The following is a 13,153-nucleotide window of genomic DNA, read 5'->3' as shown; positions in this document are numbered from 1 at the left end:
TAGGTACAAAAATAAAAGAATTAAGAAAGTTAAAAAAAATGAATATCTCTGATTTGGCCGATAATGCAGAGCTAAGCCTGGTTTAATTAGTCAGATAGAAAGGAACATTGTTACTCCCTCTATAGTTTCCTTGTGGAAAATTGCACAATCTCTTGGTGTTTCTGTAGGATATTTTTTTGAAGAAGAAGCTAAAATCAATGCTAGTCCTGTAGTGAAAAAAAATAGCAGAAAACGTATAATAGCTTCCAACAACAATGCCATTTATGAGTTATTATCTGCTGATCTCAATAGAAAAATTGAGTTTCTATATATTACTATTAAAGTTGGAGACTACTCTTCTAAGGATTTTGTAACCCACGAAGGAGAAGAATGTGGTCTTGTAATCAAAGGAAAATTAATGGTTAAAATGGAAAATGAAGAATATATCTTAGAAGAAGGAGATAGTATTTATTTTGACAGTACTATTCCACATAGATATATTAACGTAGGTGACGAAGTCTGCGAATCTATTTGGGCTATGACACCACCAAGTTTTTAGGAGTGTCATATCAATTTATATCCAAAATTTAATTTCATATACCTAAAAAACGGACAAGATTTCATCTTGTCCGTCCTTGATTGAATTTATTCCTGGGAATCATCTTCTTTTATATCTTCTACATTATCAACATCATCATCGTTGTCTTTATTATCAATATCTTTATCATCTTCATCGTCTATTTCTATTAATCCTGTATCTTCATCATAATCAATTTTTAGCCCTAAATTTTCTATAATAAATCTTAGAGGTACATAAGTACGATTATTATATGCTGTTGAAGGAACTTCTAATTCAACTTTCTCTCCATTTACTGTGGCAGTTTTATTATCAAGATATAATACTATCTCCTTATCTCCCTTTGTAATAGTTACTTTCTTTTCTTCGGATTTCCACTCTACTTCAGCTCCAAATCCCTGAGTTAATGCTCTGACAGGAATTAAAGTTCTTCCTTCTTTTATTACTGGTGGCGTATCGAATTTAATATCTTTATTGGTACTGATGTTTTCTACTGGTATAACTATGATATCTTCATTTTGTTCTTTTAGCTCATCACTAATTTTTCTAAGTTCCTCAAGTTCTTCAATACTATATCTATTTTTGACTACTTCTTTCATTAAATTTATAGTGTTTTTCATTTCTGACTTAATCTCTAATCTTTGTTTTTCTATCTCACTAATTTGAGTTTTAAGCTGCTCTGCAAGCTCTTTATTCCCATTAGTTTCAGCTTCCTCAAGTTGTTTTTCAAGCTCATCTTTTTCAGTTTCAAGTTCATCCTTTTTAACTTCTAAAGCATCTTTTTCTGCTTCTACTAAATCCTTTGCCTCTTTCCAAGACTTATCTTGTCCTTTCCCTGGATTGGCTTTGTTATTATCCCCATTGTTGCCATTATTATTTTTTTCTTTTTCCTCTTTTATCTTTTCTTCTTTTACTTTTTCTTCTTTTACTTTTTCTTCTTTTACAGGTTGCTTACCATTATTAGAATTGTTTTTCCCATTATTTGCTTGTCCAAACACTGGTGTCGCAGCGATAAGGGCTGTTAGAGCAATTATTGATAAGATTGGTTTTAATTTTTTCACTTCAATTCCTCCCTTTATTTTTATGCACTAATGTAAATTAGTACTTATGTTTAATATAGATAATATCAAATATATTGTTTCTATGATATAGTACTAAAGTGGGAAATTCATCTATAGCCTTTTACATAATTATAAAGGTTATCCCTGAAAAGAAAATAATGAAAATAGAGTAGAAAGTAATTAAAATTAACGATTACCTTCTACTCTATTTTCTTTTCGTTATTTCTTAATTTCCTTAAACATCTCTGCCTGTTTCTTGATTCCTACTTCAGTAGCAAAACGCTCAATACTAGATGCACCAAAGAAACCATCTACACCTTTAGTTCTTTGAAGCACATAAGCTGCATCCTCTGGCTCAGCAATAGGTCCACCATGACAAAGTATCATAATATCAGGGTTTATAGACTTACCAGCATCACAAATCTCTTGAACCTTCTTTACCGAATCATCTAAAGTTAAAGCTGTCTTTGCTCCAATAGTTCCCTTTGTAGTAAGTCCCATATGGGCAACTAAAATATCTGCGCCAGCTTCTGCCATTTTCTTAGCCTGTTCAGTGTCAAATACATATGGAGTAGTAAGCATATCTAATTCGTGAGCCTTTCTTATCATATCCACTTCAAGATCATAGCCCATACCAGTTTCCTCTAGATTCTGTCTAAATACTCCATCTATCAATCCTACAGTTGGAAAGTTTTGTACTCCTGCAAAACCCTGCTCCTTTAACTGTTTCAAAAAAACATCCATTATTCGGAATGGATCAGTACCGCAAACTCCAGCAAGTACAGGGGTGTGCTTAACTACAGGTAAAACCTCATTTCCCATATCTACTACAATTTGATTTGCATCACCGTATGAAAGAAGTCCTGCTAATGATCCACGTCCTGCCATTCTATATCTACCAGAATTGTAGATAATAATTAAATCTACGCCACCTGCTTCCCCGCTTTTTGCCGATATACCTGTTCCAGCACCTGCCCCTAAGATAATATTACCCTTTGCTACCTCATCTTTTAATTTCTTAAGTACCTCAGCTCTAGCCATTATCTTATTCCTCCTATCTTATATAATTAATTATTAACTTTCATAAATTCAACTAGTTTTTTCGCAGCTGTTACTGCAAATTCTTTATCATTAATGTCTAAATCTATCTCAATTAACTCTACCTTATTTTTATCAATATTTTTTCTAATAGTATCAAACAATATCTTATCTTCCTCTGGCCCATAGAATGGTTGCCCTTCTACATCAATCATAGAAACACCTCTAAGTGGAACTATTAAAGCAGTTGAACCCTTTGCACTATTTAGCTTTTCAGAAATTATTTCACCTAATTTTTTATTTTCTTCTACAGTAGTACGCATTAAGGTTACAGTGGGATTATGTTTATACAACTTTCTTCCAGCAAATTCTTTAGGAACAGTATCTATAGGACCAAAGTTTACCATATCCAAAGCTCCAAGAGATACGACCTGTGGAACTTTATGTTTTCCCGCAGCTTCTAATCTATGAGGTCCTGCAGCTAAAACCCCTCCAACTAACTCATCACACCATTCAGTTGTAGTTAAATCAAGTACACCATCAAAGAATCCGTCCTCTATAAGTCTCTCCATAGTCTTTCCGCCTGTACCAGTTGCATGGAATACTAATACCTCATAACCTTGTTCCTCCAAGTATTCCCTAGCCTTGTCTACACAAGGCGTAGTTACACCAAACATAGTTGCAGCAACCAAAGGTTTTTTCTCTATCTTTTCCTCATGTTCAAACTTTACCATTCCCGCAATTGCAAAGGCAGCATTTGTAAAAATCTTAGTGGAAACTGAGTTTAGACCAGATACATCAACGATTGAAGGATACATCATAATATCACTAGTGCCTACATATTGCTGAGTATTTCCTGAAGCAACTGTAGATACCATAACCTTTGGTACTCCTATTGGCAAAGCCCTCATACCAGGAGTAACTAAAGAAGTACCTCCACTTCCTCCAAAAGAAATTATTCCATGAAATTTACCCTCTGCATATAACCTTGGTATTAATTTTTCCATTCCCTTTGATAAGACTTCAGTTCCTAATGCCCTATCCCTTTTGGCTGCAATTTCTTTAATATCAGCACCTACCTCTCCTGCAACTTCTTCATTTGATACGTCTGTTTCAAACATAGGCTCAAATACACCACAGTGTATTGTAAAAGTCTTTAAACCCAATCCTTCTAAAATATTCTTTACATAGGAAAATTCCTTTCCCTTAGAATCAAAGGTTCCTGCAATAGCAATGGTTTTCATCTAAAAACCCCTTTCTTATTTAGATTCAGTATAATAAATTATACCCTAAATATATATTTTTTTGCATTATTCTGAAAATGTCCCTATAAAATAGATGGCTCGATCTTATGAAGTACCCCTCAAAAGTTAAACAATAAATTCGACTTTTTGATTGGACTGAACTCCTTTTAATATACGTATAAATTAGTAGATGGACCATTTGTCAATTCTACTTAATCCGGTTCAGTCCAAAATAACTTAATTTAATGTATACAACTTTTTGGGGTCATGATCATTAGTGTGCAGTGTTCATAAGCAATCCTACAAGAAATTTCTTGTAGGATTTTTTGCTTATGATATTTAATTATTAATATCAGACTTCTTAATCATAGTTGATAAAATTATATATACAACCATAGATATTAATATTGAATTTATGGCCGTAGAGCCGAATTTAAATATATATGAAAATAATCCGCCTACAATTACTGAAATGAAAGCAATTGGCTTTATTTTTTCATATTCATGTTCTCCATCAAACTTATATTTTTCTTGCTCCTTTAATATATAATAATCAGCTATTAATACACCACCAAAAGGAGGTAAAAATGTACCTAATAATTCTAAGAAATAAATAAAGTAATTTTGTATACCAAATGTGGCAACTAAAGTGAAAATAATTCCACAAACTGCAGTAATCTTATGCTTATTAATTCCAGGCTTTATATTGATAATTCCTAAAGCAGCAGAATATAAGTTATTATCGTTACTTGTCCATTGCCCAAGTATTACTATCATCAAAGCTATGGTTCCTAAACCTAAAATGATTAAGCCATCCATAATAGTTGATGCCATAGTAGCTTTTGCTATTACTAAACCACCCCAGTTAGCAACTGCAAATATTATCATAGCAATAACAATACCAATCCCGTTATGCTTTGGTGATTTAGCATATCTAGAAATATCTGGCTGTAAAATAGCTCCCGTAATCCATCCACCTACAACTATAGTTATACCTATTCCTAAGGATGCTGGATTATCAACACTAGATTGAACTATAGCACTATACCCATATTGGTTGATAGCATGAATACCAGAATATAGACACATACCCAACAGCAAAGGAGATGCAATCATACTCAAAGCTGTCATACCTTTAAAACCAATAATAGCTGTGGACATCATCAGTATGCCACCCCATAAAGCAGCTATTTTAGGATCTGCCCACTTTGCATTAGGTACTAATAGGTGAATAGTTTCCCCAAAATATCCACATTGATAAGAAAACCAGCCTAACATTGAAATGGCAAATACTAAGCCTACAATCTTTGACCCTTCTCTTCCAAAGGGTTTTCTAGCTAACATTGAAAAAGATACACCTTTGCTGGCGCCAATCCCTCCAGTAAAAGCTGCTATAATTCCAAGAATAATACAACCTATAACTATTGATAGGACCGCATCTCTATAAGACAATGTTTGAGCTAAAGATGCACCTGTATAAAGTGTAGACATAGCTACTGCCATTCCAGTAGTAACTACCGCAATATTTATCTGTGAGCGTCTTTTATTACTAGGTACTGGTCTGTCAGGATAATCGTAAAATTGGTCTTCCTTCTCCTCATTGTATCTTAACTTATCATCCACTTAGTTACCCCCCTATTTTAAAGTTTATAGTCAGCATAAGTAAACTTAAATTCTGATATAGGCTATCTCAATATATTCCATCAAGATAACCTTATCAATTAAAGACGTTCTTCTATAGGCATATAATCTATATCATATCCAAAGTATCTTGGTCCTAGTACTCCAATTCCCTTTTCTGATTTAAATATTTCTCTTGCTTTTAAACCAATGACACAGACTTCATCACCAACTTTTAGCACTGGATTAGCATATGGTTCACCGGTTTTAGCGTCTACTACAACAATTATATCAGGACTTGTTATAATAGGTTTATCGTTTTCCCACATTATATGATTTTCATTTTTAAACCAGATTTTATATATATTATCCTTAAACTCTTCCTTACCTATAATAGTATGGGTTCCCCAGTAATATCCTAGTTTGTCTTCAGTATCCTTTCCAGTTACTGTACCTTTTGCTAATAAGTATCCATCTAATTTTTTAATTATTTCATCAATAGGGTTAAGATCATTTTCTCTGGACTCCCTTATCATCTTTCCTAATTCATAACATTCAGTAAGAGTACCAGGGATAATAATTTCTTTCATCTCTTTACCAGTCATTAGGAATCCAGCTTGACCAGCTAATCCATATGCCCCTGAAGCTATTAGTTTGCCTATCCTCTCTACCATTCTATAGTTAATAGCTTTATCAATTATGCAAATGTTATCAAATTCATCTACAGATGCTACTGGCCATAAAACCTTCCCATTGATATAAGGTGTTGTCTGCAAAATTTCTGGTATAGCTCTTCCAGTATAGTCTCCATCTACACAAGGGATTCCATTTAATATACCAGCAGCCAAAGGTCCTGGCGTATTAGCTCCGCCTAACTCAATAGGTACCACAGCTCCTATTTTCTTCCCTGTGTACTTTGAAAGTTCAGCTACTGCTTTACCTAATCTCTCTTTTTCCTTATTAACAGAATCAGTTAATCCAAATCCTTTCATTTCCTTTTTTACTTCATCTATATGAGGAGCAATAGAACCCATTAAAAATGGACATACTGTTATAGCATCATCATCTATTTCATTTACATCAATCCATCCAACTTTATTTCCCTTTTCGATTTCCGACATCAATGAGTCTATTCCATTACTTGGTAATCCCCCACCACCAGTTCCATAAAATGTACAACCTCTTACGAAATCTTCTACTTCTACCCTGTTTGTTAGACTTTTTGTTGCCATTATTTAAGCCTCCTTTTAATCACTTATCTTATGAATTCACCTTATTTATTTTTCTATGGTATAATCATACTATAGTTTAAAATGTGTATGTGCACATAAATTTTGATATTGTTTGTGCTATATATACATTGATGTATTATCTGACTCAAATAATCTTTCCATGCTATTTGTACTGAAAAAGACACAGTTTATATCCTGAAATATAATACTGCATATTCTTCAATCATCCTTGGTACAGTAATGATATACTTATACAAATAAACTATATTAAAGATTAATTTTTCGGCTAATCTAAATCATTAGGAGTGATCTTATGCTTGAGTTAAATGAAATAATGAAACTAGATATTATGAAAGGGTCAAAAATTTTATCTGGCGAAAAAAATCTGAATAATAAAATACGAAGTGTAAGTGTATTAGAAATTCCCGAAGCAACACCATTTATAAAAAATTCTGAATTATTGATATCTGCCTTTTACTCCATACGTACAGATACAAAAAAGCAGATAGAAGTTATCAAGATGTTAAAAAGCGTCGGGGCAAGTGGTCTTATTTTATCTCATGTAGGATTAATACTAGATAGAGTTTCCCAAGAACTTATAGATATTTGCAGCGAACTGGATTTTCCTCTTATTTTAGCTCCAGCTGATCTAGCCTATATTGATATTATTTCACCTATTATGGATACTCTCTTATATAATCATAATAAAGAATTAAAACAGACTTTGAGAATATATGATGTCATGTCAGAGACAATAATAGATAAGCAAGATCCTACAAATATTTTAGAGACACTTTATGACCTAATAAATAGACCTATATTCTATTTTGATTGCAATCAGAATTGTGTCTTTCAGAAAAGCATTGATAAAGAAAGCAAAGAAGTAAAATCCTTTATTATAGAACAAATAAATAATAATTTTAATACCTTTCTAGATAAAAAGGATTTATATATCAATCATAAAGATGGAGCAATTCAATGGCTACTAACACCTATAATAAGTAATTTTAGATATTATGGTATATTGGCAATCTTCCTTACTAAAAAATTAAATGATTTAGATTGGATAGCAATTAATCAAACTAAAAACTTCATCTCAATGGTAACCTTAAACAATATAAATAGAAGGGATTATAAAATATCCGTAAAAAAGGAATTTATTATTGACTTAATAAGCAAAGAGCCAGTTAATGAAGAAATGACTATAAAAAGAGGCTTAGGACTAGGCTATAATGTTGACCTATTAAAATTAGCCATTGTAATAGATATATATGATTTTAACTCGTTATCAGAAAATAGATCTGAATCCTATTTGATTCAACTTAAAAAATATATTTTCCAAACTGTCGAAAATAATATCTCTATGAAAGTTGATGAGTACATTATTATAGACTATAGTGATAAGATTATTTTATTATTATATAAGGATATAGATGAGAAAACCACAAAGGAAAAAGCCCTTAAAATAAGCAATTATCTTATAGAAAAAATAAAAACCACAAATAAGATTGATGTTTCTATTGGTATAGGTAAATACTATGAAAAATTTAAGTATATCTATAAAAGTTATAATGAAGCACAGACTGCAATAAAAATCTCTAATAAATTATTTTCAGTACCTCAATGTACTTCCTATAATGAAATTGAAATATATCATTCTATCTTTGAAAATTCAGACCTTCACTGGTTAAATAAAATCATTAAGGAATTATTTGGCAAGCTTATAGAATATGATAATCTAAATGACTCAGAACTTTTATATACACTAACCAAACTTCTAGAAAATAATCTTAATACACAAATGACAGCGAAAGAATTATTCATCCATAAAAATACAATAGCACAACGAAAGAATAAGATCATAGAGATTCTAGAGGTAGATCCATTTATTTATCCTAATATAACAAAATACACTTTAGCAGCCTTGTTGTATAAATATTTCCATAATAATTCCTAAGCAGCAACTAACTATAGATTCATAATTTAAAGTTTGATGTGGATTAATCAATAAGTTTGATAAATCTTATTAAATAATCTTAGTTCTGCAAAAATAAAATTGTGATTGAAAATGATATCGAACAATGAATATGGCATAAATTCCTAGTCTGCATTGAATAAAAATTACCATATGAATATATAATGAAGGATCAAAAACTATGCCATATCCAACTGCAAATAACTTGCTTCTTTCAATAATTTAATTTGAGGAAAATTAGTTTCTGCGTTTATTCATATCTTAAGGCTTCTATTGGATCTAACTTAGCTGCTTTTTTAGCAGGGTATGATCCAAAGAATATACCAATAAATAATGAGAAGCTAATACTTATAATCGCTACCCATGGCGAGAATATAAATGGAACGGAAAATACTAATGAAATAATTAATCCGATTACTGTTCCTAGAAACAGTCCGATTGTACCGCCTATAAATGAAATGATTATAGCTTCTATTACAAATTGAAGCTGTATATGCTTTCTTTTCGCTCCTAATGCTTTTTTTGTTCCTATTTCTCTTGTTCTTTCTGTAACTGAAACAAGCATTATATTCATTACACCTATACCTCCTACCAAAAGAGATATACCTGCAATTGCTGATATAGCCATTGATATTTTCTTTAAAGTCTGAGTTACCATTCCTATCATAGATGACATATTACTTACTGATACCTTCCAATCTTCATTATATTCATATAATGAGTCAAAGTGTTTTTGTAGTGCTGCTGTAAAGTTTTCTATATTCTTCGCATCTTTACCTATTACAGTTATAGATGAGTGATTTTTTTCGATTATATCTTCTTTTGCTGTTGATAGAGGAATATAAAATGTTGTTCTCATATCCTTTTCAGCTCCCATACCTTCCATAAATTCAGAATTATCCTGCTTATAAATTCCTATAATTTGAAATAATTCTATAGAATCTTTCGAATATACTTTTACATCTCGTCCCAGAATGTTTTCTTCATTAGGAAATAAATTTTTTGCGAACAAATCTGATACAACAGCAACATTGTTATAGTTCTTCATATCCTGATTTGAAATAAAATTTCCTGAAATCATCTTAATTGAATTTGCTTTAAAATAATCTTGATTTACACCTAAAATAGATATATTAGCATATTCATCTCCGTCTCTAGCCTGTGCTTGATTTTTTTGCTGACTTATAGATATTCCTTCTATATCCTTTGGAAATTTATTTATAATTTCTGATATCATACTGTTACTAATTAAATCATCCGATTTTGGTTTAACTGTATTGCTTTGTGTCCCATTAGAATCTTCCACGTTTAAATCTTCATAAAATATCATATCCGAATCTTTTTTTTGAATATTAATAAATATATTTCTACTACCAAAACTAGATAATTCTTTTGCTACTGATGATGTCATTGCTTTACCTATAAATACTATTGAAGTTATAGACATAATACCAATTATTATTCCTAGCATGGTGAGTATTGATCTTAATTTATTAGCTCTTAATGACGCTAGAGCTAATTTAATGTTTTCTTCAATCATAGTATCACCTTTTGTAATTTATCTTTATTATTTAAATAATCTGAAACTACTAGACCATCTCTAATTGTAATTATTCTATCTGTTTCTAACGCTAATTCTTCACTATGTGTTATTATTATTACTGTTTTCTTTTCTATTCTATTTATTCTTTTAAATATATCCATTACTAAGTTCCCTGTTTTTACATCTAATGCACCTGTAGGTTCATCTGCTAATAGTATAGGTGGATCATTTGCTAAGGATCTTGCTATTGCTATTCTTTGTTTTTGACCTCCAGATAATTCATTTGGTAGATGATCTAATCTATCATCCATCTCTACAGTTCTTAATAACTCTATGGCTCTTTTATTCCTAGTTTCTTTGTCTATTCCTCTATATAACATTGGTAATTCTACATTTGATAAAGCAGTAGATCTAGGAATCAAATTGAAGTTCTGAAAAATAAATCCAATCTGTTCATTTCTAACCTCTGATAATTCATCATCTGTTAGAGATGCTACAGGTATATTATTTAATAGATACTCTCCTTCTGTTGGTTTATCTAAAGCACCTATAATATTCATAAGAGTACTTTTACCTGAACCTGATTGTCCTACTATTGAAACAAATTCTCCTTCTTTTATCGAAAGATCAATTCCTTTTAATACAGTTAATTCATTAGGCTGACCACAAAAGAATTTTTTCACTATATTAGTTAGTTCTATCATTTAAAATATACCTCCTGCAGCCGTATTTTTTATGTTTTTTTCACTATCTTCATTTATATTCATTTTTATCTTCATACCTTCCAATAATTTATCACCTATTATTTCTACCTCAGTCTTAGTTGATATTCCAATTTCAACGGGTATTTTTTCATCTTCAATTGTATAGATATAGTTTCCGTCATCTTCTTTACTTATAGCAGTGACTGGAACAGAAAAAGCATTTTCTTTAGAATTAACTACAATATTTAAAAATGCATTCATGCCTGGCTTAATTTTAGAACTAATACTATTTGGCTTAGCATTTATTTCAAATTCTACAGCTGGCGATCCAATTGGACTTACAGCTCTAGGTGATATAAATGTGATACTACCTTCAAATTTTTCATCTCCTGATGCTAATGTAGTTATAATAACCTTTTGTCCAAAATTTACTGATGAAAGATTGTGTTCTTTAATATTTGCTTTTACATGAACATTATCTAAGTCTTCAACAACAAATAAAATATCATTTGACATTGTGCCTACTTCTGCTTTAATCTGTGTGATAATTCCATCTCCAGTTGCTATTACACTACCTTTTTCTAGCTGTGACTCTAGTTTTTCTTAAACTTAATTTATTTACATCTCTAGATACTGTAGATATAATTTTATCTTTTGCTTGTTTTACTGTATTTTTTGCATTTTTTAAATTATTGTTTAGGCTTTCTAATTGCTTTTGATTTCCCATAAGAGTTCTTTTTGCATTTTCTAAGTCATTTTCATTTGTTTTTATATATTCTCTAATTGCGTTTTCTTTGTCTAATAAAGCTTTTTGAAAGTTATTTTTTGCAATAACCAGCTCATGCTCAGCATCTTTAATTGTATTTTGCAATTTTACATATTCTGCTGATGCTGATTTTAAAGCTTCTTGTTTTGCTTTATTCATTCCTGATACAGCCTTTCTATATTCTCTTTCTAAATCATCAATCTCATTTCTTACCTGATCATAGGTTTTTTCTATAGTTTTTATATTAGATAATATTGTTTCGTTAGAACTTTTATCAAATTCATTCTTTGCTCTTTTTAAGTTTTCTTTTGCTCTCTCTAGTGTTATACTTAATTCATCTAATTCTTGTTTTGCTTTATCCTGAGCTTCTTTTATATCATTTAATTTTAATGTTATATTATCTATCTCTTCTTGAGTACTCTCTGGATTAGATAATATAGATTGATACTCATTATAAATATCATTATAAGTTTTCTGTATATTTAAATATTCATCCATCTTTTTATTATAGCTACGATTAGCATCATCAATAGCAATTTTATTATTATATTCATCAAATACTGGTCTTTCTCTATTTTGTGAACGAATATCTTTTCTAAGATTAGAAAGCTCTGTTTTTTTTCTTTCTAGTAATATGGCTTTCTCTGAAATATCATTTCTATAAGAGGAATCATCAAACCTATCTAAATTAGCCCTAAGATCTTTTTCTTCTTCTTGCATTCTTTTTATATTTCTTCCTTGATTCTCTACTGCTATCTTAGCTTCTTCTATAGCAAAATCATATGAGTATGCGTTAAATGGTTCTTTTGCTTTTTCTTCTATCTTTTTTAAATCCTTTTCTGCATTATCTGTTTGAATTTGTTGTTGCTGTATTGAAATTTCAGTAGACTCTAGCGATGTATTAGCATTATCTATACTATTTTCATTTTCTTTTTTACTTTCCTTTAATGACTCTAATGAAGATTTATAGTTTAGTTTAGCTTGTTGTATCTCTGTTTCTATTGCACTTGTATCTAAAACTGCTAATACATCTCCTTTTTTTACAGCATCTCCTACTGATACAAGTATTTCTTTTACTGGTGCATTTAGAGTTGAATAAATATTAGTCTTATTATCACTAATAACAGCACCTGAAGTTGATATTCCATTAATTAAGTTCTTTCTCTCTAATGTAATACTCTCTGTATTATTTACTATCTGATTTTCTTTGTTTTTCTTTAAAAATATCATAGTTACTGTACTTATAATTATTAGAAATGAAACTATAAATATAACCTTTTTCTTGTTTTTTTGCACATAGACTTCAATATTTTGCATGATATCCCCCTATTTATTTTACTTTTATTTTCTAGTTTAATTATAAAAAATTAAAATTAATATCTTCTAACTAAAATATAAACAAAATATAAACATT

Annotated in this window: 11 protein-coding genes; 2 read left to right on the top strand and 9 right to left on the bottom strand. The window is 30.4% G+C overall.

What is annotated here, in order from left to right:
* Positions 1-130: 130 nt before the first annotated feature.
* Positions 131-538: a cupin domain-containing protein gene (locus CIW83_RS10980; RefSeq protein WP_201259811.1), complete on the top strand. Its 408-nt coding sequence runs from the start codon at positions 131-133 to the stop codon at positions 536-538.
* An 86-nt stretch (positions 539-624) separates the two neighbouring features.
* On the opposite strand, the gene CIW83_RS21970 is transcribed toward CIW83_RS10980, so the two are convergent.
* The 5 genes from CIW83_RS21970 to CIW83_RS10950 all read right to left on the bottom strand — a co-directional run bounded on the left by CIW83_RS21970 (position 625) and on the right by CIW83_RS10950 (position 6,751).
* Entirely contained in the window at positions 625-1,617 is a 993-nt protein-coding gene (locus CIW83_RS21970) for a copper amine oxidase N-terminal domain-containing protein (RefSeq protein WP_143598552.1), read from the bottom strand.
* Between the two features lie 219 nt (positions 1,618-1,836).
* Positions 1,837-2,658, bottom strand: a complete 822-nt coding sequence (locus CIW83_RS10965) for a phosphoenolpyruvate hydrolase family protein (protein WP_094901112.1) — start codon at positions 2,656-2,658, stop codon at positions 1,837-1,839.
* A 26-nt stretch (positions 2,659-2,684) separates the two neighbouring features.
* Positions 2,685-3,899: a Tm-1-like ATP-binding domain-containing protein gene (locus CIW83_RS10960; protein WP_094901110.1), complete on the bottom strand. Its 1,215-nt coding sequence runs from the start codon at positions 3,897-3,899 to the stop codon at positions 2,685-2,687.
* Between the two features lie 339 nt (positions 3,900-4,238).
* Positions 4,239-5,522 (bottom strand): cytosine permease, encoded by a 1,284-nt coding sequence (locus tag CIW83_RS10955; RefSeq protein WP_094901108.1) that lies wholly within the window; start codon positions 5,520-5,522, stop codon positions 4,239-4,241.
* A 98-nt stretch (positions 5,523-5,620) separates the two neighbouring features.
* Positions 5,621-6,751 carry a DUF917 domain-containing protein gene (locus CIW83_RS10950; protein WP_094901106.1) on the bottom strand — a complete coding sequence of 377 codons (1,131 nt, stop codon included), beginning with the start codon at positions 6,749-6,751 and terminating at the stop codon, positions 5,621-5,623.
* Between the two features lie 313 nt (positions 6,752-7,064).
* Between CIW83_RS10950 and CIW83_RS10945 the strand changes: the two genes are divergently transcribed.
* Complete coding sequence (locus tag CIW83_RS10945) at positions 7,065-8,708, top strand: PucR family transcriptional regulator (protein WP_094901104.1); 1,644 nt, start codon at positions 7,065-7,067, stop codon at positions 8,706-8,708.
* A 268-nt stretch (positions 8,709-8,976) separates the two neighbouring features.
* Here the strand turns inward: CIW83_RS10945 and CIW83_RS10940 are convergent, their stop codons facing one another.
* From CIW83_RS10940 to CIW83_RS10925, 4 genes are read right to left on the bottom strand one after another with little or no spacing between them, the layout of a single operon-like run.
* Positions 8,977-10,266 carry an ABC transporter permease gene (locus CIW83_RS10940; RefSeq protein WP_094901102.1) on the bottom strand — a complete coding sequence of 430 codons (1,290 nt, stop codon included), beginning with the start codon at positions 10,264-10,266 and terminating at the stop codon, positions 8,977-8,979.
* The gene (locus CIW83_RS10935) at positions 10,263-10,973 is read right to left on the bottom strand and encodes an ABC transporter ATP-binding protein (protein WP_094901100.1); all 711 of its coding nucleotides are present in this window, start codon (positions 10,971-10,973) and stop codon (positions 10,263-10,265) included. The genes CIW83_RS10940 and CIW83_RS10935 overlap by 4 nt, the downstream gene beginning before the upstream one ends.
* Positions 10,974-11,540 carry an efflux RND transporter periplasmic adaptor subunit gene (locus tag CIW83_RS10930; protein WP_094901098.1) on the bottom strand — a complete coding sequence of 189 codons (567 nt, stop codon included), beginning with the start codon at positions 11,538-11,540 and terminating at the stop codon, positions 10,974-10,976.
* Between the two features lie 4 nt (positions 11,541-11,544).
* Complete coding sequence (locus CIW83_RS10925; protein ID WP_094901097.1) at positions 11,545-13,056, bottom strand: biotin/lipoyl-binding protein; 1,512 nt, start codon at positions 13,054-13,056, stop codon at positions 11,545-11,547.
* Positions 13,057-13,153 lie beyond the last annotated feature (97 nt).

The sequence above is a fragment of the Tissierella sp. P1 genome (assembly GCF_002266425.1).
Lineage (GTDB): Bacteria > Bacillota > Clostridia > Tissierellales > Tissierellaceae > Tissierella > Tissierella carlieri.
The sequence above is the reverse complement of the archived record's forward strand: the minus strand, read 5'-3'. Positions and strand labels throughout refer to the sequence as shown.